Consider the following 20,976-nt stretch of genomic DNA (forward strand, 5'->3'; position numbering starts at 1 on the left):
GTTTCAGCGGGCTTCGGTGAGGAGCGCGTCGATCTCGGCCCGCACCCGGTCCTCGATCTCCACGGCGAGCTGCGCCACGGTGGGGCGTTCGAAGGCGACCCGCACCGGCAGATCGAGGTCGTACTCGGTCTGCAGTCGCGAAATCAGCCGTACGGCGAGGATGGAGTGTCCCCCCAGGTCGAAGAAGTTGTCCTCGACGCCGACCTTGTCCAGGCCAAGGACCTGACCCCAGATGGCCGCGATGCTCTCCTCGACCTCGCTGCGCGGCGCGATGTACGTGTCCGCGGCGCCGGCCTCCGGATCCGGCAGAGCACGCCGGTCCAGCTTGCCGTTCGCCGTCAGCGGGATCCTGTCCAGCTCGATGTACATCGACGGAATCATGTACTCGGGCAGCACGGACCCCAAGGCGTCGCGGAGGTCGTCGACGCCACCGACGACGTAGGCGACCAGTCGCTGGTCGTCGGTCACGGTCACGGCCGCGTCGGAGACCTTCGGGTGGGCGATCAACGCGGCCCGGATCTCGCCGAGTTCGATGCGGTAACCGCGCACCTTCACCTGATCGTCGATACGCCCCAGGAACTCCACGGCGCCGTCGGCACGCCAGCGCGCCAGGTCACCGGTCCGATAGATCCGGGCGCCGGGCTCGCCGTGCGGGTCGGGCAGGAACCGCTCCGCGGAGCGCGCCGCGTCGCCGGTGTAGCCACGCGCGACGCCGACGCCGCCGACGTACAACTCCCCCACGACGCCCACCGGGACCGGACGCAACTCGGCGTCCAGGACGCGCATGTGGACATTGGGCAGGGGACGGCCGATGGGCACCACACCGTCGTACGACGTCTCGACCGGGAATACACAGGTGCCGACGGTCGCCTCGGTCGGACCGTACTCGTTGAATATCCGCCCGTCGCCGAGGAGTTGACGCCAACGCTCCACCAGCGCACCCGGAAGCGCCTCGCCCGCCACCACAATCCGTGTCGTGAGCGCACGGATCTGGTCATCGCTCAGCTGACCACCGATCACCTCAAGATGACCCGGCGTCAACTTCAAGAACGAGAACGGACCCGCCTCCGCCAGCGCCTGACCCAACTCCGTCAGCTCACCGTCGAACAACCACACCCGCTGCCCCGCCACCAACGGCGCCCACACATTCGGCACCACCAGATCGAACGCCACCGACGAAAACACCGGCGCACCACCCGAGCCACAGGAAGCCAACTCCCGCACCGCCCAGTCCACATGGTTGGCGAGACTGCGATGGGTGACCTGCACGCCCTTCGGCCGGCCCGTCGACCCCGACGTGAAAATCGTGTACGCCAGCAAGTCCAGCCCCACCGGCTCCAGCAGCCCCGCCTCCGGATGCTCCTCATCCACCCGCACCACATCGACCTCGAACCGGTCCACATAGGCCCCGGACGTCACCGCCACCGACACCCCGGCATCCGCCAGCATCCCGGCCACACGGTCGACCGGCAGCACCGGATCAAGAGGCACGTAACCGGCGCCGGCCCGCCACACCGCCAGCAACGCCACCACCAGATCCACCGAACGATCCAGCAACACCGCCACCGATGACTCTGCGCCCACACCACGAGAACGCAGCGCTCCCGCAAGATGGTTGGCCCGCACGTCCAGCTCGCCGAACGTGAGGCGCAGCCCCTTCGCCTCCACCGCCACCGCACCCGGCGACTCCACCGCCCGCTCCGCAATCAACTCCGGCACCGACACCTCACGCACCACAGCCGCCGTGTCATTCCACGCCTTGAGAAGTCGGCGCTCCTTGACGGAGGTGATGTCGACGGCGGAGAGGGAGGCGTCCGCGTCGGCGGCGACCGCTTCGAGGAGCTGGACGAAGTGGTGGGCCAGGCGCTCGACGGTGTCGTGGTCGAAGAGGGAGGTGGCGTACTCGAAGGCGCCGATCAGGGAGCCGTCGGACTGCCGCCAGACGAAGAGGGTGAGGTCCGTCTTGGCTACGCGCCAGGCACCCTGGAAGGCGTCCATGAGGACGTCGTCGGCGGCCACCGAGGTCGCGCCCTCGTCCTGGAGGTCGAAGGCGACCTGGTAGAGCGGGGTGCGTGAGAGGTCACGGGTGGGCTGGAGCTCGTCCACCAGGCGCTCGAAGGGCAGTTCCTGGTGGGCGAAGCCGGCCATGACCGTGGCCCGGACCCGCTGGAGCAGTTCGGCGAAGGTGGGATCGCCGCTCAGATCGCAGCGCATGACGAGGGAGTTGAGGAAGAACCCGACAGTGCTCTGGGTCTCGGGGCGGGTCCGGCCGGTCACCGGGCTGCCGATGCCGAAGTCGTCCTGGCCGCTGTAGCGCCCGAGGAGCGCGCCGAAGGCGGCGAGCAGCGTCACGTACGGGGTCGCGCCGTGCCGGCGTCCGATGCCGGTGAGGGCGTCGGCGAGCGAGGCGGGCACGGAGAACCTGACGCCGGAGCCGTGCGCGTCGCGCTGCGCGGGGCGGGGGCGGTCGGTAGGGAGCCTGAGTTCCGGCAGGCCCGCGAGAGTCTGCTTCCAGTGGTCCAGTTCGCGCGACGACGAGATGTCGGAGGCGTGGGCCGCCTGCCAGGCCGCGAAGTCGGCGTATTGCACCGGGACTTGGTCGAGTTCGGGGGCCCGGTACTCGGTCGCCGCGGCGCACAGTTCGCGCAGCTCGCGGTCGAGGACGACGGTCGACCAGCCGTCGGTGGCGATGTGATGGGCCGTCACCAGCAGGACGGGACCGCCCTTCGGGACGCGGACCAGCAGCGCACGCCACAGCGGGCCGTCCGTGAGGTCGAAGCCCCGGGCGAACTGCTCGCCGAACAGGCGCTCCAGGTCCGCCTCGGAGGCGTCCTCGACACGGAGTTCGACGGTGCCCGGCGCGACGACCACCTGGCGGGGTTCCTCGCCCTCGACGACATAGCGGGTGCGCAGCGACTCGTGCCGGGCCTCCAGCGCGTCGAGGGCGGACTGCACGACGTCGCGGGTGGTACCGGCAGGCAGCCGCATGAAGAACGGGGCCACCCACTCGGGACTGCCCGGGTGCATGCGGTCCAGGAACCACAGCCGGTGCTGGCCGAAGGAGAGCGGCAACGGCTCGTCGCGGCCGACCGGCGTCACACCGGGCAGGGCGGGACGGGCGTCCTCCAGGAGCTTGGCCTGTGCCTCGACCGTGAACGCGCCGAACAGGCCGCGCAGTTGGATGTCGTCGCCGGAGGCCCTGCGCAGGGCGTCGGCGAGCCGGGTGAGGACGAGTGAGGAGCCGCCGAGCGCGAAGAAGTCGTCGTGCGCGCCGACCTGCTCGACCTGCAGGAGTTGCTCCCAGACCTGCGCGACGAGCCGTTCGGCGGGGGTGCGCGGCGCGATGTACTCGGCGCCTTGTGTCTGCTCCGGAGCCGGGTCGGGAAGGGCGCCACGGTCCACCTTGCCGCTGCTGGTCAGCGGGAAGGCCTCCAGCGGCACGAAGAGCGAGGGGATCATCGGCTCGGGCAGCCGGCCGCGCAGGAAGGTGCGCAGCTCGTCCCGGGGGATGCGGCGGCCCGTCGTCAGATACGCGACGAGCCGCTTGCCCTCGCCGAGGAGGCGGGCGTCGACGACGGCACCCCGGACATCGGGGTGGGCGTTCAACGCGGCCTCCACTTCGGCCGGTTCGATGCGGACACCGTTCACCTTGACCTGGTGGTCGGCGCGGCCGAGGAAGTCCAGGGAGCCGTCGGAACGCCAGCGCACCAGGTCGCCGGTGCGGTACATGCGGCTGCCCGCGCCACCGTGCGGGTCGGGCAGGAAGCGCTCGGCGGTCTGTCCGGGACGGCCCACGTAGCCGCGCGCCGTACCCTCGCCCGCCGCGTACAGCTCCCCCACGACGCCGATCGGCACCGGGTCGAACTCGGCGTCGAGGACGTAGACACGCATGTGGTCCATGGGCCGTCCGATGGGGACCGCCTCGGTGTGCCGCTCGGGGTCGAAGAGCTGGGCGGTGACATCGATGGAGCACTCGGTGGGGCCGTAGGTGTTCCAGACCCGGGCGCCGCCCGGTTCGGCGAGGCGGCGGCACAGTTCCGCGTCCAGCGGCTCGCCTGCCGAGCACACCAGGCGCAGCTCCGCGCAGTCCGCCCAGCGGGGCTCGGCGACCAGGAGGCGCAGCACGGACGGCACGCCCTGCAGGACGGTGACGCCCGAGTCGGCGACCGTGGCCACCAGCAGCGCGGGGTCGGCCTCGGCGCCCGTCGGTGCCATGACGACCGTGGCGCCCGCGGCGAGCGGCGTGAACAGCTCCCAGGCGGCGGCGTCGAAGGTGAGCACCGTCTTCTGGAGCACCCGGTCGGCGGCCGTCAGCCCCTGGTTGCCGAGCGACCAGGCGACGCGGCCGGCGATACCGCCGTGCTGTACGAGCACGCCCTTGGGACGCCCGGTCGAGCCCGAGGTGTAGGTGAGGTAGGCGGCATGGTGCGCGGAGACCTCCACCCGCGGCGCCGTGTCGGCAAGTCCGGCGAGGGCGTCGGCCTCCTGGTCGAGGACCACGACGCCGCCGGGCAGCAGCTCCTCGAACGCGTCGGCGTCGGCCGCGGTCGTCACGACCGTGCCCGCGCCGCTGTCGGCGACCACCCAGGCCGTACGCTCCTGCGGATGCCCGGCGTCCAGCGGCACATAGGCCGCGCCCGCCTTCCAGACGCCGAGCAGCGCGGCGACCAGGTCGTGACCGCGCGGCAGGCAGACGACGACCCGGTCCTCCGCGCCGACGCCGCGGGCCGCGAGGAGGTGCGCGATCCGGTTGGCGCGCCGGTCGAGCGCTTCGTAGCTCAGTGGCCCCTGGGCGCTGTCGACCGCGACGGCGAGCGGAGTCGACACGGCCTGGTGGGCGATGAGTTCGTGCAGCGGGACTGTCATCTCTTCTCCAGGGAAGGTCATCACGTACGGCGGTGCGGCGGCCCCATGCGGCGAGGGGCGGGTGTGCGCGGCGAGGGCGGGCCGCTACGCGGCGGGCGCGGGCAGGAAGTCGGTGACCTCGCTGCCCAGGCCGCCGGCGCGGGCCCGGTCCCGCACGAAGCGGGCGAGCGCGAGGTCGAGGACACCGAGCCCGAAGGGCGAGTACACGAGCGGCTTGCCGGGGTGCGGGTCGAGCTTCGCGGTGCCGCGCAGCAGCGCGCCGATGCTCGCGTCGATGAACTCCCGGCTTCCGGTGGCGAGTTCGGCGAGGTGCACCGAGGTGTTCTCGCGGCACACATGGTCGGGGTCGTCGACGACGTTGTGGGCGCCGAGCACGGCCCGGGCCGTGAGGTCGCGCAGCGAGACATGCAGCACGACCGTGCCGGGCGGACAGGCGTCGAGCGTGGCGTACGGGGTCGCGGCCGTGGTGGCGATGGACACCAGGTCGTGGGCGGCCAGCGCCTCGTCGAGCGTGGCGCAGTGGCGCACGGTGGCCGACGGCAGCAGCCGCGCGTTGTCCTGGGTGAACCGCCTGGCGCGCTCGGGGTCCGTGTCGTACACCGTGAGCTGGTCGAGCGCGGGGTGTTCGACGGCGAGGAAGCGCAGCACCTCGCGGTTGATGACACCGCAGCCGATGAGCGTGACCCCGGAGGGCCTGCGGCCGCCGAGCAGCATGCGGGCGCCGACGGCGGCCGAGGCGGCGGTGCGCTGGGCGGAGATCAGCGAGCCCTCGATGAGTGCCTCGGGCTGGCCATTGCGCAGGTTGTTGAGGAGGATCGCGGCGCTGGCGCGCTGCACTCCGGAGGCGATGTTGCCGGGGAAGGAGGCGATCCACTTCATCCCGGCGATGTCGTCCTCGCCGCCTTCCGCGCTGCCACCGAGGTATCCGGGCAGGCCGATGATGCGGTCCCGGGGCCGGTCGGGGAAGCGCAGGAAGACGGAGTGCGGCAGGCTGGTGCGGCCCTCGTCGTGGCGCCGGTAGGCGTCGGCGACGAGGTCGACGACCTCCTTCTCGCGCCCTTCGAGGAGCCCCGCGACCGTCTGGTGGCCGATGATCAGCATGTTCCCACCGCCATGGTGTGCTCCGGTTCCTTCCACAGGTGGCTCACCTCGCCGAACTGGCGGCGCACCCATTCGTCGTCGTAGATCGTGTCGAGATAGCGGTCGCCGCGGTCCGGGAAGACCAGCACGCAGGTGCTGCCCGCCGGGATGCGGTCCGCGAACTTGCGCAGCGCGGCGGTGACGGCGCCGGACGAGCCGCCCGCGAGGATCGCCTCGCGCTGTGTCAGGGTCCGGCAGCCGACCACGCAGTCGAGGTCCGAGACCAGCACCACCTCATCGGCGAGGGCCGGGTCGAACAGTGCAGGGCGGACGGCCGCGCCGTGCCCGGGCAGCAGCCGCGGCCCCGGCGGACCGCCGAACAGCACGCTGCCGAGCGCGTCCACGCCGACCAGCGTCGTGGACAGGCCGCGCTCGCGGATGTACTCGGCGCAGCCGGTCATGGTTCCGCCGGTGCCGGTGGCGCAGAACAGGTAGTCCACCTTGTCGTCCAGCGCCTCGGCGATCTCGCGCATGGTCCGGGTGTGGGCCCGTGGATTGAGCGGATTCGCGTACTGGTTGGGCCAGTACGCGCCGGGCAGGGCGGCCACCAGTTCCCGTACCCGGGCGAGCCGGGCCGGCAGATAGGCGCCGGTGTCCAGGTCGGGTTCGGTGACCATGTCGACGGTGACCTGGTAGGCCCGCAGGATCGCCAGGTTCTGCCGGGTGGTCTTGGGATCGACCACGCAGATGAAGTCGATCCCGTAGTAGCGGCAGATCTGCGCGATCCCGATGGCCAGGTTGCCTGAGCTGGACTCCACGACCGTGGACCGGCCGGGGATCAGCTCGCCGCCCCGGATCCGGCCCAGGAGCATGGACAGCGCGGACCGGTCCTTGACGCTGCCGCCCGGGTTGAACCCTTCGAGCTTGGCGAGGACCCGGGAGGGGAAGCGGGGCAGCAGGCCGCCCAGCTCCACCAGATGTGTGTCGCCGATGGCGTCGAGGATGCCGTCGAGCACCGGTCGTGGCGTCATGGCCGCGGACTCCTGCCGGGTTCGTGATCGGTCACGGGATGCCCTGTGTGGTCAGTCACGGGAAGCCGTGCGTGGTCGGTCACGGAGTGCCGCCGGGTCCGCCGCTGCCGAGGGCGAGGAGCGCCCGGCGTTCCGCGTCGTCGGTCAGCGGGATCCGGGAGACGCGCTGGTCGGGATCGTCCGCGGCCGCCTCGACGAAGCGGACGAAGAGGTCGAACAGCCGCTCCGCGGTGGCCCGTTCGAACAGGTCCGTGTCGTAGCGCAGGGCCACCGTCAGCCCGTACACGTCACGGGTGATCTCCAGCGAGAGGTCGCACTGGCCCTCCAGGTGCGGGATCTCCAGGTACGTCGTCTCGATGCCCGCCACGATCATCGGCTCGCCCGAGGCGGCCCCGCCCATGCCGGGACCGAACCGGTCGGTGGCCACCATCGTCACCGAGATCCGGTACAGCGGGCCCGCCGTGGCCGCGTCGCGGGCGACCAGAGGGTACGGGTAGGAGACGCGCGCGGTCGCCTGCCGGACCCGGTCGGCCGCCCGGTCCATCGCGTCCGCGAGCGTGGTCACCCGGTCGAACCGGCCGCGGATGAGCACCGGGTTCACGAAGTAGCCCACGACCTCGGCGGCGGACGAGCGCCGCGTGGACGCCGGGCAGGCGAGCAGGAAGTCGCTCTGGCCGCCCCAGCGGTGCAGCAGTGCCTGGAAGGCACCGAGCGTGAGGGCGAACGGGGAGACTCCACGCCGCGCGGCGGTGCGCAGCACCTTGTCGGAGAGCCGGTCGGGCAGCCGACGCAGCAGGCTCGCACCGGCCTGCGAGGATACGGCGGGGCGGGGCCGGTCGGTGGGCAGTTCGGCGGCCTGCGAACCGGCGGCCTCCTCCTGCCAGAACTCCGCCTGCCGCTTGCCGCGCGAGGAATCGAGGAGCACCTGCTCCCGCTCCACGAAGTCGTCGTAGGAGACGGGGAGCGGTTCCCAGGCAGGCCGGTCCTCGCCCGTCGCGAAGGCTTCGTACGCCTGGAGCAGGTCGCGCCACAGCAGCCACTGCGAGAAGGCGTCGGTGGCGATGTGGTGGGTGACGACGAGTGCCACGGCGTCGTCGCGGCGGCGCAGCAGTACGGCGCGGAAGGGGCCCTCGGTGTCCAGCCGGAAGGGCCGCCGTACCTCGGCCGTCACGAGCTTGTCGAGCTCCTCGTCCGTGGCGTCCGGTATGTCACGGACTGTCAACTCGCCCAATACGCCGACCGCTTGGACGACGCGACAGGGCTGTCCGTCGGTCTCCGTGTAACGGGAGCGGAGCATCGGGTGACGGTCCGTCAGGGCGCGTACGGCGCGGCCGAGGATCTCCGGGTCCGGCGCGGGCGTCATACGGGCCCCGCCGGCGAGGTTGTACGTCGCGCTGTCGGGGGCCAGGCGCTGCAGCAGCCACAGCCCTTCCTGGCCCACCGACAGCGGGAGCGGTGTGTCGAGGACGGCTTCCGCCGTCAGCCCCCCGTGGTGAAGTTCCACCGTCAGACCTCTGCTTTCGCCGTGGCGAGGAAGGCGACGACGTCCCGCACGCGCAGCAGCTCGGCGACCGTCTCGTCGGGCACCGAGAGGCTGTAGTTCTTCTCGACGGCGGCCAGCAGGTCGACCCGCGTGAGCGAGTCCATGCCGAGCTCCTCGAAGCTGGAGTCGGCGTCGATGTCGCCCTCCAGGTCGGGGGCGGTGCGCTGGACGAGTGCGATGACCTCGGCGGTCAGGGCGTCGGTGGTCAGCTCGTGCGTGGTCATGTGAGATTCCGTCTCTCGCGTGAAGGGCGTGTGGGTGGGAGTGGGGCGGGCCCGGTCAGGGCATGCGGACGACTTGACCCGCGTAGGTGAGCCCGGCGCCGAAGCCGAGCAGCAGGACGTGATCGCCCGGGGTGGAACGGCCGCTGTCGTAGAGCCGGCTGAGCGCGAGCGGCACGGAGGCGGCGGAGGTGTTGCCGGTGTCGACGACGTCGTTGACGACACGCTCGGGCGGCAGCTCCAGCTCCCGGGTGAGGGTCTTGATGATGCGGTTGTTGGCCTGGTGCGGCACGAACCAGTCGATGTCCGCCATGGTGATCCCGGCGGCGGTGCAGGCGCGGTGGGCGACGTCCGGCATGGTCGCGGTCGACCACTTGTAGACGAGCGGACCGTTCATGGCGACGTACTCACGCCCGTCGGGCCGCTCGGTCAGGCCGAGGACGCTGTGCCGGGCGCCGTCGCTGCCCCACACGGCGGGGCCGATGCCGGTGTGCTCGGAGCGCGAGACCACGGCGGCGCCGGCCCCGTCGCCGAAGATCACGAAGGTGTCGGGGTCGTTCGGGTCGATCCAGTCACTGGTGCGTTCCGCGCCGACCACGAGAACGTGGCGCGCCTCGCCGAGCCGTACGGCGTTGGACGCCATCGCCATCGAGTAGGTGAAGCCGGCGCACACGGCGTTCAGGTCGTAGGCGCCCGAGTTGGGCAGTCCGATGCGGCTGGCCACCTCCGGGGCGATGCCCGGCATACGGCGCTTGCGGGTCGCGGTGGCGACGATGGTCAGGTCGACTTCCGCGGGGTCGATGTCGGCCATCACCAGGGCCTTCTCGCCCGCCGCGACCGACATGGTGACCAGGTCCTCGGCCTCGCTCGCGTGGTGCCGGGTCTTGATCCCGGTCCGCTGCTCGATCCACTCCGGGGAGACCGTCGTGCGCGGTGACAGCTCCTCGTTGGACAGCAGCCGGGTGGGCCGGTAGGCGGCGATGCCGGTGATGCGGGACCCATGGGTCGGCGGGGTCAGATAGGTCTCCAACGGGGCCCTCTCAGCCTCGGGCTGTGACATGACGTCCTCAACTCCCCCCGTCCGACGGGGCGTCGGACGGCTCGGCCATGGCCACGGCGATCCGCCGTGGCCCGGTGAACGGCTCGCGCGCGTGCGCGGTGAGCATGTTGTCGATGATCAGCACGTCATCGCGCTGCCAGTCGAAGCGGACGGAGTTGGCCCGGTAGACGGCGCGCAGATGGTCCGTCACCTCGTCCGGGATGGCTCCGCCGTCGCCGTAGTACGTGTGGGTGGGCAGGTCCTCGTCGGGGAAGATCGCCCGCAGTCCCGCCCCCACCTCCTCGGCCACGGTGGTGACGTGGAAGAAGGTGGCGTGGTTGAACCAGACGCGCTCGCCGGTCACGGGGTGGCGGTGCACGGCCGCGCGCTTCGCGGTGGTGCGCAGTCCGCCGTCGGGCCGCCACTCGGCGACGATGTCCCGCTCCTTGCAGTACGCGATCACGGCGTCCTGGTCCGTGGTGTTGAACGCCTCCTGCCAGGGCACGCCGAACCCGGTGTGGAAGTTGCGCACGACCTGCCAGCCGCGCCGCTCGAACTCCTCGCGCACGTCCGGGTCGAGGGCGGCCAGCACGCGTCGGGTGTCGGCGAGCGGGGTGGCGCCCTGCGTGGTGGGCGGCTCGGCGCAGTAGAAGTACAGGGTGCCGGGCCACACGGCCTGGTAGGAGTTCTCGTTGTGCAGGAAGATCTCCTCGCCCTGCGGATAGTCGGTCGAGGTGTAGACCTGCCCCTTGATGGTGCTGCGGGGCGAGGAGCGTTCCGCGTACGCCAGCGGCGGTGTGCCGGAGAAGGCGCGCACGACGGCGTCGAAGCCGTCGACTCCGCCGATGGCGTAGCCGCGCAGCAGGACGGCGCCCCGCTGGATGAGCAAGCGGCGCAGCGCGTCGCGGTGTTCGGCGATGCCGTCGAGGACGGACGCGCCCTCGGCTGCGGCGCGGTGCAGCGCGGGTGCGGTGCCGGTGCCGGCCCAGCCGGGCAGCACCTCTTCTTCAGTGGTCGTCATCGTGGAACCCCCGGCTCAGTCGGACATCGCGACGAGGACCCGGCGGTCGCCGGTGAACGGCCGTCGCCCGTGGGCCAGCAGCACGTTGTCGATGAGCAGCAGATCGCCGCGGCGCCAGTCGACGTCGACGGCGACGGCCAGGCCCCGGTCCCGGATCTGGGTGACGTACTCGGCGGGGATGGGGCTCCCGTCGGCGAACTTCACCATCTGCGGCAGCTCGTCCTCGGGGAGGATCGCGGCGAGTTCGGCGGCGGTGTCGTCGCCGAGCCCGGCGGGGTGCCACTGGTCGGCCTGGTTGAACCAGACCTCGACGCCGGTGACCGGGTGCCGGGTGGTGGACGGGCGCACGGACTCGACGCGCAGGCTGCCGTCGCGGCGCCAGGTCCACTCGGCGCCGGTGCCGGTCAGGAACTCCTCGACGTCGGCGCGTTCCTTGGTCTCGAAGGTGTCCTGCCAGCTCTTGCCGAGGCCGAACCCGTCATGCAGGTTCTGCACATAGCGCACTCCGCCCGCGAAGGCCTCGCGCACCTCGTCGTCGAGCGCGGCCAGCCAGCGGGCGGCGTCGGAGACCGGGGTCGCGCCGCCGCCGCCGGGCGTCACCTCGCAGTAGAAGGCGAGCCGTGTCGGCCAGGCGTGCGCGTAGCTCATCTCGTTGTGCATCGAGATGGTGTACTCCTGCGGGTACTCCGTCGACGTGTACACGTTGCCGCCGACCTTGGTGCGCGGCGAGTTGCCGTGGACGTACGCCAGCCGGTGCGGCAGCAGCCGGTCGAGCGCCTTGTCGAGCGTCTCCGGCGTGACGCCGAATCCGCGGAAGACCAGGCCCTTCTCGCGGACGAGGAGGTCGTCCAGGCCGGGGTCGAGGGTGTCGATCCGGGCGAGCAGTTCGTCGGCGCCGCCACCGTCCGCGGCCTTGATCTCCAGCGGCGCCCAGGTCTCGGTGTTGGTCATGGAGCTGTCCTCGCAGTCGTGACGATCGGGTGGGCGGATGCGCCGGCCCCGATACGGGACGGGTCGAGCCGCGCGGCGATGTCCGCGGTCAGCTCGGCCTCCCGCGGAGCCAGGTAGAAGTGGTCGCCGGGGAACGCGCGCAGATCGAAGTCGCCCGTGGTCAACTCGGCCCAGGCCGTGACGCGTTCGACATCGCAGCCGGGGTCGGCGACACCGACGTACGCGGTGATCGGGGCGCGCAGCCGTGACGGGTTCTCGGGGGCGTAGGTCTCGATGAGGCGGTAGTCGCTGCGCAGCACGGGCAGCAGCAGTTCGCGCAGTTCGGGTACGCCGTAGGGGTCGCCGCCCAGGGTGCCGAGCCGCCGGACCGAGGCGAGCAGGACGTCGTCGGCGGCCCGGTGCAGGGCGGTGCGGGGCGCCCGGTGCGGGGCGTTGCGCGCGGACAGGAACGCGTGGACGGGCTCGGGGCCGGTCTCTTGGAGGCGGGCGGCGACCTCGTAGGCCACGGCGGCGCCCATGCTGTGCCCGAACAGCGCGAGCGGCACGTCGCGGTACTCGGTCAGTGCCACGGCGATCGCGTCGGCGAGCTCGTCCATGGACACGACGCACGGCTCGGCCATCCGCTCCTGACGTCCGGGGTACCGCACGGCGAGCAGTTCGACATCGCCCGGCAGCCGGATCGACCAGCCGTGGAAGAGCTGGGCGTTGCCGCCGGCGTGCGGGAAGCACACCAGGCGCACCCGGGGGGTCCGCGCCGCGGGATAGCGGCGGAACCACAGGTCGTCGGAGGTCACAGGGCCATGCCTCCGTCGACGCGCAGCACCTGACCGGTGATGTACGCGGCCTGCGGGGAGACCAGGAACGAGACGAGGTCGGCGACTTCGTCGGCCTGCCCGAACCGCCCCAGTGGAATACGGGTGAGGGCGCCCTTCACGACGTCCTCGGGCAGTCCCGCGACCATCTCGGTCTCGATGAACCCGGGGGCGATGGCGTTGGCCCGTATCCCGTAGCGCCCGGCCTCCTTGGCCAGCGACTGGGTGAGGCCGATGATGCCCGCCTTGGACGCCGAGTAATTGGCCTGGCCCGCGTTGCCCGCGACCCCGGCGACCGACGAGAGGGTGACGACGGCTCCCGCGCGCTCCCGGATCATCGGCCGGATGACGGAGCGCAGCAGGTGGTAGGTGCCGCTCAGGTTGGTCCCTACGACGGAGTGCCAGTCCTCGTCCCCCATCAGGGCGAGTGGCCGGTCCCGGGTGATGCCCGCGGACGTCACCACGGCGTCGGGGGTGCCGAGCTCCGCCTCCACCGCGGTGACGAACTCCTGCACCTCCGCGCGGACGGCGACGTCCACCCGGCTGACCAGCGCCCGGCGCCCCGCGTCCTCGATCTCCTTCTGCACCAGCTGCGCCGCCGCCTCGTCCGACCGGTAGCAGATCGCGACATCGAAACCGTCCTGCGCCAGTCGTACGGCGACGGAACGTCCGATGCCCCGCGACCCACCGGTCACCACCGCCACCCGTGCCGCGCTGCCGTCCCGTCCCATGTCCGAGCCCCCTCATCCGTTCGAGTGAGTCGAGCGTGGGTTCGGTCGCTATATGGGGCCTATACGGTGTCCAGCACGGCCGTTCGAGACGGGGGCGGTGCCGGGGCCGACGCCCCGGATGGCCGGTGCGGCGGCCTGGGCTTAGCGTTCTGAGGGGGCTCGCTGCGGAAGGAACGCCATGAAGCTCGACAGGCCGGTGACCGGCGGACCCTGCTGGACCGAGCTCGGGACCAGCGATCTGGCGGCGGCCAAGCGCTTCTACGCCGACCTGTTCGGCTGGCGCCCGGTGACGGATCCGCGCCAGGAGGCGGGCGGCTACACGGTGGCGCACCTGGGTGACGCCGCGGTCGCGGCGATCACACCGCTGTACCAGGACTCACAGCCGGTCGCCTGGAGTGTGTCGTTCGCGGTGGCCGACGCGGACGCCACCGCGGAAGCCCTGACCGCCGCCGGCGGCACGGTGGTCCTCGGCCCGATGGACGTGTTCGACGTGGGCCGGTTCGCAGTGGCTCTCGACCCGGGCGGCGCGGCCTTCCAGCTCTGGCAGGCGCGGGCCTTCCCCGGCGCGGGGCTGTTCAACGCTCCCGGCGCGCTCGGCTGGGTGGAGCTGATGACCCGCGCCCCGGACCTGGTCAAGGAGTTCTACACGACGGTGTTCGGCTGGACCGTGACCGCCTCGGAGTACTACCCGCAGTGGGGCATCGACGGTGCCGACTTCGGGGGCATGGTGACGATGGACGACAAGTTTCCGCACGAGGTGCCGTCGCACTGGCTGCCGTACTTCGCCGTCGAGGACGTGGACGCCACGGCGGACGCCGCCGTCCAGGCCGGCGGAAACATCCTCATGGAGCCCACGTCCGTACCGGACGGCCCGCGCATCGCCGTCCTGCGGGACCCGCAGGGGGCCGCGTTCGGTGTGCATGTCGCGGGCGAGGAGGGCTAGGGGGCTTCTGATGGATCTCCGCGGCGTCGCGACGCCCGGCACGCACTCTCGCCGCACCGGACAAAAGCCCTAGTAGCTCCGCTACGAGGACTTCCGCCCGGCACGCCGAGAGCACGCACCGAACGCCGCTCCTTCTTCCACGGAGATCCATCAGAAACCCCCTAGGCCCAATGCAGTTGCCTTAACTGGCCACAACGACTCGCCCCCGCCGAGACAACGCGGCCGGTCATGGAGGTGCGCTGCGAACCCGACCATGATCCAGACTGCGACCCCGACCGCCAGCGCCCGCCCGTGTGTGGGGAGGGCTTTGGGCGCCCGCCGAGGGCAATGGCCTCATCGACTTCTTCACCTCGACGCAGACGATCCTCGGCATCGGGGCCGGCCTGATCGCGCTGGCGCTTCGGGGGGCGTTCACCGGTTCCGCTCGACGGGCAGTTCCAGGCAAAGCTCGTAGCCTCCTTGGTCCGTGGGGCCGGATGTGACGGTGCCGCCAAGGATCTCGGCTCGTTGGGCCAGGCCGACCAGGCCGTGGTGGGCGCTCGGCAGGGCGAACGCGGGTCGGGTGGGGGCGGTGTTGGTGATGGTGGTGCAGAGGGCACCGCCCCTGTGGTTGATGCGGACGGTTGCAGTGGCGCCGGGGGCGTGCTTGCGGACGTTGGTCAACGCTTCCTGAACGGTGCGGTAGACGGCACGCTGGACCGTGGGCGGAAGCTCGTCGGGCAGGTCGGTTTCCAGCTTCGCTTCGATGCCGCTGGCGTCGACCAGGCACTCCAAGTCAGCGAGGGAAGGCTGGGGGGTGAGCTCGGTGGGTCTGCTGCCGGATGCCCGCAGAACGCTGACCATGTGCCGCAGTTCTTCCAGGGTCTGCACGCTGAGGCGGCGGATTGTGGCCGCAGCCTGTCTCGTTTCGGCGTCCTGGCCGCCCACCTGGAGCGCTCCGGCCTGTACGGCGATGAGGCTGACCTGGTGGGAGACCACGTCGTGCATCTCCCGGGCGAGCTGGGCGCGCTCCTTCGCCAGAACGTTCTGGGCGGTCAACAGCCGTTCGTGCTCGCGGGCTTCGGAGATGTCGGCGAGCCGAAGGGAGAGTTCGCGTCGGGCCTGGACGAGTTGGCCCAGGAAGACGGGAGCGGCTGCGGTGGCCAGGGCGTAGCTGAGGTGGAAGAGGTTGTTCGTCTGGGCCATCTCGGAGGCATCCATGGACGACCACGGCCAGGGCAGGAAGTCGGTGACCGCGTAGATCAGGGCGCAGCCGCCCAGCAGGAGACGGTGGCGGCTGAGCGAGGAGAGCGTGTACAGCGCGGCCATGGGGGCCACCGCCGCGTCGGTGACCAGGGCGGTGGGAAGCGTCAGGACAAAGGTCGTCAGTGGCAAGCGGCGACGCAACGTGAGCGCGAGAGCGCCGAGCAGCGAGCCGGCCATGGCCGGTTGCTCCCCGGTGCCGACGTGACTCCATGCGTCCGCCAGCGCGAACCCGACGAGGACGGTGTCGAGCAGCAGAATGGGCGGCCGGCGGAGGCTCACCGGGCACCCTCGCCCTCAGGCGTGAGCAGGCCCGAGCGCTCGGCGATCAGAGCCGCCTGGACGCGGCTGCTGACCTGCAGTTTGGCGAGGACGTTGGTGACGTGGCCCTTGACGGTGCCGGTGCTCAGGTGCAGCCGTTCACCGATGTCGGGGTTGGCGAGTCCTTCGGCCATGAGGACGAGCACGGCACGCTCGCGCTCGGTCAGCCGGTCGGCGAGACGGGCGGCGGGCTCGCGAACGCCATTGCCGAGGTAGCCGTCCACCACCAGGCGGGTGACCTGGGACGACAGCGCGGTCTCGCCCTGGGCCAGGGTGCGCACAAGGTGGGGAAGCTGCTCGGGGTCGGTGTCCTTCAGCAGGAATCCGGCGGCGCCCGAGCGCAAGGCGGTCGCCACGTATTCGTCGGTGTCGAACGTGGTGAGCATGGCCACCACCGGGGGCTGCGGCATGCTGCGGAGGTCGGCCAGAATGGTGAGCCCGTCCACGTCCGGCATTCGGATGTCGAGCAGGACGACGTCAGGCTGCAGCTCCTGTGCAGTGCGCACGGCCTGGCCACCGGGTACCGCCGCGACGACCTCGATGTCGTTCGCCGTATTGAGAATGTGCGTGAAACCCGTGCGGATCAAGGATTCGTCATCGACCACCAGTACCCGGATCACGTGCGCTCCGCTCGTCGCATGCCCGCCGTTCGATGCGTACCACCGCGGGAGCCGTCTCCAGGCGACCGGCACGAAACACCCGCCGTTTGGCGGCGTGCTCTCAGCCGGTCGGCCGGGGCACGGGGCGCGCTGAGGGTGCCCCGGCCGGTTGGCAAGGGTTGCCTTGGCCGGTCGGCAGGGGTGGCTTCGGCCGGGCGGAGGGGTGCCTTCGGAAGGCCGCCGGGGTGGCTTGGGCGGGTCGCCGGTCAACACATGAGGCATGACCCAGCAAACACTCTTCTTCGAGCCGACAGACGTGTCACCGTCACTTGAGGGTGACCGTTTCCCGGTCCCCGCCGTCAGGTCCTCGGCGGGGCGGCTGATCGGTATCGACCTGGCTCGCGGACTCGCGGTATTCGGTATGTACTCCGCCCACGTCGGGCCCGACGTGACGGTCGGCGGCCCAGTGGGGTTCCTGCTGGAGACGGCGCGTGGTCGCTCCGCCGCCCTCTTCGCACTGCTCGCCGGCTTCTCCCTGGTCGTCATCACCGGCCGCCCGCACCCCCGTACCGGGCGCGCAGGCCGTCAAGCAGTGGTCAGGATCGCGATCCGCGCCATCGTCCTGCTGGCGCTCGGTTACGCGTTGACCGCCCTGGACACCGACGTCGACGTGATCCTCAGCTTCTACGGGCTGCTCTTCCTGACCGTCCTCCCGCTGTACCGACTGCGGGCAGGGACGCTCGCCCTCATCGCTGCCGTAAGTGCACTGATCCTGCCCCAAATCTTGTACGTGATCAGAACGTCCATCGAGGGCGGGAACTGGGCGGACGCCGTCACCGCTCGTGACCCGTTGGCCCTGATCAACGGCACGGACGGCATCATCGAGCTCTTGTTCACCGGCGAGTATCCGGTGCTCACCTGGATCCCGTTCCTGATCGCGGGCATGGCGGTGGCCCGTCTGGACCTCACTCGGACGGGCACTCGATCCCGGCTCTCGCTCGTCGGCGGGGCGCTCGTCCTGCTGGGCTACGGCGGCTCATGGCTTGCCCTGCGCCTGGTCCCCCACGCTCTTTCCGCCGTCGCCTCCGCCACGGGCGGCGGCTCGGCATCGTCTGCCTGGTGGTCCGACACCGTCGGCGAACCCAAGGGCCACACCCCCCTCGTCTGGTTGCTGGTGGCCGCACCGCACAGCCAGACGACCTTCTCCATCGCCGGCAACACCGGAGTCGCCCTCTGCGTCGTCGCTGCGTGCCTGACCGTCGCCGAACGGATGCCGCGCCTCACGCGCCTGACCGGACCCGTTGCCGCGGTCGGTATGACAGCGCTGACCGGCTACGTCCTGCACATCGTCGCGCTGTGGTTCTTCAGCGATGTCTGGTACGTGGCCGCGCTCGAGGGGCAGACCCTGTCCGCCCTGACGGTGCTGTTCGGCTTCATCGCAGCCGCCACGCTCCTTGCGACTGTGTGGACCCGACTGTTTCGGCGCGGCCCCTTGGAGCAACTTCTCCACATCGCCACCCAACCGGCACGGAACATCAAATAAGGCGGATGCGGTGCCGGCATGTGGGATGCGTCCCGCAACGGAAGCATGAACACCAGCAGCGCGTAAGCGGGCCTGGCTCAGTCATCGAGCGGGCCCGCTGCATGCACGAGGCCACCGCCCAGACAGTTCACAGTGGGAGGTCGCGCCAGCACCCTCCCGGCCTTGCCGCGTGATCTTTCCCTACCGTCAACCCTTCCACCCCTGCCATGTCCGGCGGATACCCGGATACCTGCTTGGTGGCGTTGCCTGTCTTCTCCGGCTCTCTCCACGCAGGCCGACCGTCTCGACGAGCGGGGTGCGCCTGTCCTCGTCGGAGCTCCGATGCGCCGGAAGGCGGCATACGCGGCACGGGACAGTCCGTCGACTGCGGACACAGCTACCGCGTCGCAGAGGGCGTAGCGCGGGGTGGTCTTGGGCAGCCCCGGAAGCCGGGCCTCAGGATGGGTGTCGGGCCAGTGGTGTCACCGCCACCCGGTCGATGACGGGGGCGTGTGCGGAGCGCTGCCGGTGTTCGTCCTGCTTCTGGTTCCGGTTCGTGAAGGTGAGGGTGTTGGCCCCCTCCTTCAGCGTCACCGGGACGGTGAGGTCGCGGAAGTCGTTGAAATGAAAGGTGGTGGGGAACAGGACTCGGCGCGCCGGTTCTCCATTGACGGAGATCTCCGCGTGGCGGCAGACCGGGTCCGGGTTGTAGTGGGTCGCGGGGGCCTGCTCGCCGTTGGAGTAGCGGATGGTGAGGGCGTACCGCCCGGTGTGCGCGGTCACCACGGTGAGGGTGAGTGCGTTGGCGGCTCCCTCGCCGATGCCGTCGACCGCCTTCCCGCCGGTGGCGAACGTGTGCGCGTCGGTCACCTTCGCTTTCCCCGTCACGGTGCCGTCCTCGGCTCCGTACACGATCGTCCGCAGGTGCCCCTCTCCTGGTGCCACCAGCAGTCGGTCCAGGACGAGCCGGCTGGAAGTCGCCGTGACCGTCACCTTGTTGATGCCGCCGACCAGGAACAGCGGAATCCGGCCGAGCCGCCCCACCTCCTCCCCGTTGACGGTCACCATGCCCTCGCCGTCGCCCAGTTGCTCCACCGTCACGGTCGCCTCGCCGTCGGCCGTCGCGTGCACCCAGAACGTGGCGGTGCCTCCGTGGGGCAGCACGGCGGCACCCGGACCCGAGGCCCCGCGGTGGGCATGGCTCACGTGCGCGCCGCCGCCGAGCACCGCGTACTCGGCCTCGTACAGCGCGGGAGCCGTCACCCTCTCGTCCCGCAGTGCCAGATCGAGCTTGTCGACGACCGCGTCGCCCTTGGTGACGCCGAGGTCGGGGTCCCGCGCGGCGAGCGTGATCGTGTGCTTGCCGGCGGTCAGCCGCACCCGGGTGTCGGTGTGGCCCCACACCGCCCACTTGTAGCCGAGCGGAAGCCGCAGCTCCTGCGGGTCTGCCCCGTCGACACGCAGAAAGACGGTGGTCGGGCCCTGCTCTCTGACCAGGTCGTCGAGGTTGTACGAGTTGGCGAAGACGCTCAGGTCGTACGTCCCGTCCTGGGGGACCTCGACGGCGAAAGCGAGGACTCCGTCCGAACCGGTGCGCAGACCGCCGATGTGGTAGGTGCCGGAGGAGGCGAACTTCTCGACGGCCGAGGGCGAACCCTCGGGACCGTTCCTCGAGTAACCGCCGCCCGTGTACGTGGCGTTCTCGGCAGCGTACGTCGCCCGCCAGCCCACCGACGGCGGTACGGGAACGGCGCCCCGGCCACCGGGCGAGAGGATGACCTCGTAGGCGGACATCTCGTGGAGGTCTGTCAGCGACAGGGTCGCCTTCCCGTCCACCACGGGCAATTCGCGGTCCTGGAGCCGCAACGGCTGGGCGGACGCTCCGACTTGTCCGGTCCAGGGGATCTCGTGGAGCCGCACATGCACCGTGCGGCCGAAGACCTCGGCCGGGACCTGGGCGAAGACCACGTCCGCGGCGCCGCTTTCACCGCCGAACAGCAGCCGGGCCTGCCGTTTGTCACAGTCGAGCGTGGCGATGCCCTGGAGGCTGTACTGGACATGGGCGCGGGGCGCGGTCACCCGCACCGTGTGACCGGTCATCCGGCCGTAGGCGTTGAACAGCCACCACTGACCGTTGCCCTTGTTCGCCTCGACCGCCGAGTCGTTGAGGTTGCCGTCGATGTTCCAGTACGCCATGTCGGCGTCGATCTTCGACTCCTCGATGGCGGAGATCCACTGGACGATCTGGCCCGGCACGGACAAGTGGTAGTTGTGCGCGTACTCGTTGATGTTCACGGGAAGCGGGCCGATCCCCAACTCACGTTCCATGCAACGGTACTTGGCGACGTTGGTGCGCATCGCATCGGGGGTGGACAGCTCGTGCCAGGTGATCACGTCGGGGAGCACGTCGCGGGCTTTGGCGAACTCCAGGAAGCCCTTGACCTCTTCGTACAGAATGCTGGTGTTGGGGCCCGCGACGCGCGCGTCCGGGTCGAGGCGCTTGATGAGCTGGACGGCGTCCTTCCAGGCGGCGAAGTAATGCCGCGGGTCGGTGCGCCAGGAGATCCGGTTGAAGCTCCACTCCTCCGTGCCGAACATGTTGCCTTCGGGTTCGTTGAACGGCACATACACGATATGGGACTTGTAGTCACCCGTCGCCGACACCCGCCTGACCTGATGCTCGATCAGCGTCATGAAGCCGGCAAGCCGCTCCTCGCCCGTGGCACCGGGCCACTGATAGGGGAAGCCGCGGTAGATGTCGGCCAAGTAGACGTAGACGTCCCTGCCACCGCAGTCGACGAAGGAAGGCAGGATGTCCAGCGCGTCGGCACCGGGATGCTGAATACCGTCCTGGGCCTTGGTGGAGACCGTGCGGACGTACATGCCCTCGACGACGTTGCGGCTGGGTACGCCGTCGCCGTACAGGCCGTAGAGAGTGCCGCTCGCGCCGCCGTGGAAGGGCCCGGTGTCGGTCCCCAGGTCGATGGTGAGCGTCACTCCGTCTCCCTCCCCGAGGCCTCGATGTCCTTCAAGACCCCACGTGTTCGACATGCT

Annotated in this window: 15 protein-coding genes; 2 read left to right on the forward strand and 13 right to left on the reverse strand. The window is 70.8% G+C overall.

The window, feature by feature from the left end; all coding sequences use genetic code 11:
- Window positions 1-3: 3 nt before the first annotated feature.
- The 10 genes from IEY95_RS02415 to fabG all read right to left on the reverse strand — a co-directional run bounded on the left by IEY95_RS02415 (window position 4) and on the right by fabG (window position 13,295).
- Window positions 4-4,866 (reverse strand): non-ribosomal peptide synthetase, encoded by a 4,863-nt coding sequence (locus IEY95_RS02415; protein WP_189184114.1) that lies wholly within the window; start codon window positions 4,864-4,866, stop codon window positions 4-6.
- 84 nt (window positions 4,867-4,950) lie between these two features.
- On the reverse strand, window positions 4,951-5,967 hold the full coding sequence (sbnB, locus tag IEY95_RS02420) for a 2,3-diaminopropionate biosynthesis protein SbnB (protein ID WP_189184115.1): 1,017 nt from the start codon (window positions 5,965-5,967) through the stop codon (window positions 4,951-4,953).
- The gene (gene sbnA, locus IEY95_RS02425) at window positions 5,961-6,977 is read right to left on the reverse strand and encodes a 2,3-diaminopropionate biosynthesis protein SbnA (protein WP_189184116.1); all 1,017 of its coding nucleotides are present in this window, start codon (window positions 6,975-6,977) and stop codon (window positions 5,961-5,963) included. Before sbnA ends, sbnB begins: the two co-directional genes overlap by 7 nt.
- A 79-nt stretch (window positions 6,978-7,056) precedes the next feature.
- Window positions 7,057-8,481 (reverse strand): condensation domain-containing protein, encoded by a 1,425-nt coding sequence (locus tag IEY95_RS02430; RefSeq protein WP_189184117.1) that lies wholly within the window; start codon window positions 8,479-8,481, stop codon window positions 7,057-7,059.
- A gap of 2 nt (window positions 8,482-8,483) precedes the next feature.
- Window positions 8,484-8,744: an acyl carrier protein gene (locus tag IEY95_RS02435; protein ID WP_189184118.1), complete on the reverse strand. Its 261-nt coding sequence runs from the start codon at window positions 8,742-8,744 to the stop codon at window positions 8,484-8,486.
- Window positions 8,745-8,799: 55 nt separating this feature from the next.
- Entirely contained in the window at window positions 8,800-9,801 is a 1,002-nt protein-coding gene (locus IEY95_RS02440) for a beta-ketoacyl-ACP synthase III (protein WP_189184119.1), read from the reverse strand.
- A 7-nt stretch (window positions 9,802-9,808) separates the two neighbouring features.
- Window positions 9,809-10,801 (reverse strand): TauD/TfdA family dioxygenase, encoded by a 993-nt coding sequence (locus tag IEY95_RS02445; protein ID WP_189184120.1) that lies wholly within the window; start codon window positions 10,799-10,801, stop codon window positions 9,809-9,811.
- Between the two features lie 15 nt (window positions 10,802-10,816).
- Window positions 10,817-11,752: a TauD/TfdA family dioxygenase gene (locus tag IEY95_RS02450; RefSeq protein ID WP_189184121.1), complete on the reverse strand. Its 936-nt coding sequence runs from the start codon at window positions 11,750-11,752 to the stop codon at window positions 10,817-10,819.
- A complete protein-coding gene (locus IEY95_RS02455) occupies window positions 11,749-12,546 on the reverse strand; it encodes a thioesterase II family protein (protein WP_189184122.1) in 798 nt (265 codons plus the stop codon). The genes IEY95_RS02450 and IEY95_RS02455 overlap by 4 nt, the downstream gene beginning before the upstream one ends.
- Entirely contained in the window at window positions 12,543-13,295 is a 753-nt protein-coding gene (gene fabG / locus IEY95_RS02460; RefSeq protein ID WP_189184123.1) for a 3-oxoacyl-[acyl-carrier-protein] reductase, read from the reverse strand. The genes IEY95_RS02455 and fabG overlap by 4 nt, the downstream gene beginning before the upstream one ends.
- Window positions 13,296-13,473: 178 nt before the next feature.
- Between fabG and IEY95_RS02465 the strand changes: the two genes are divergently transcribed.
- Window positions 13,474-14,238, forward strand: coding sequence for a VOC family protein (locus tag IEY95_RS02465; RefSeq protein ID WP_189184124.1), 765 nt, complete (start codon window positions 13,474-13,476; stop codon window positions 14,236-14,238).
- Between the two features lie 411 nt (window positions 14,239-14,649).
- On the opposite strand, the gene IEY95_RS02470 is transcribed toward IEY95_RS02465, so the two are convergent.
- Entirely contained in the window at window positions 14,650-15,762 is a 1,113-nt protein-coding gene (locus tag IEY95_RS02470; protein ID WP_189184125.1) for a sensor histidine kinase, read from the reverse strand.
- A complete protein-coding gene (locus tag IEY95_RS02475; protein WP_189184126.1) occupies window positions 15,759-16,421 on the reverse strand; it encodes a response regulator in 663 nt (220 codons plus the stop codon). Before IEY95_RS02475 ends, IEY95_RS02470 begins: the two co-directional genes overlap by 4 nt.
- A gap of 259 nt (window positions 16,422-16,680) precedes the next feature.
- On the opposite strand from IEY95_RS02475, the gene IEY95_RS02480 reads away from it, so the two are divergent.
- On the forward strand, window positions 16,681-17,943 hold the full coding sequence (locus IEY95_RS02480; protein ID WP_189184127.1) for a DUF418 domain-containing protein: 1,263 nt from the start codon (window positions 16,681-16,683) through the stop codon (window positions 17,941-17,943).
- 435 nt (window positions 17,944-18,378) lie between these two features.
- On the opposite strand, the gene IEY95_RS02485 is transcribed toward IEY95_RS02480, so the two are convergent.
- The gene (locus tag IEY95_RS02485; RefSeq protein ID WP_189184128.1) at window positions 18,379-20,973 is read right to left on the reverse strand and encodes a cellulosome protein; all 2,595 of its coding nucleotides are present in this window, start codon (window positions 20,971-20,973) and stop codon (window positions 18,379-18,381) included.
- Window positions 20,974-20,976 lie beyond the last annotated feature (3 nt).

The sequence above is a fragment of the Streptomyces albiflavescens genome (assembly GCF_014645835.1).
Taxonomy (GTDB): Bacteria; Actinomycetota; Actinomycetes; order Streptomycetales; family Streptomycetaceae; genus Streptomyces; species Streptomyces albiflavescens.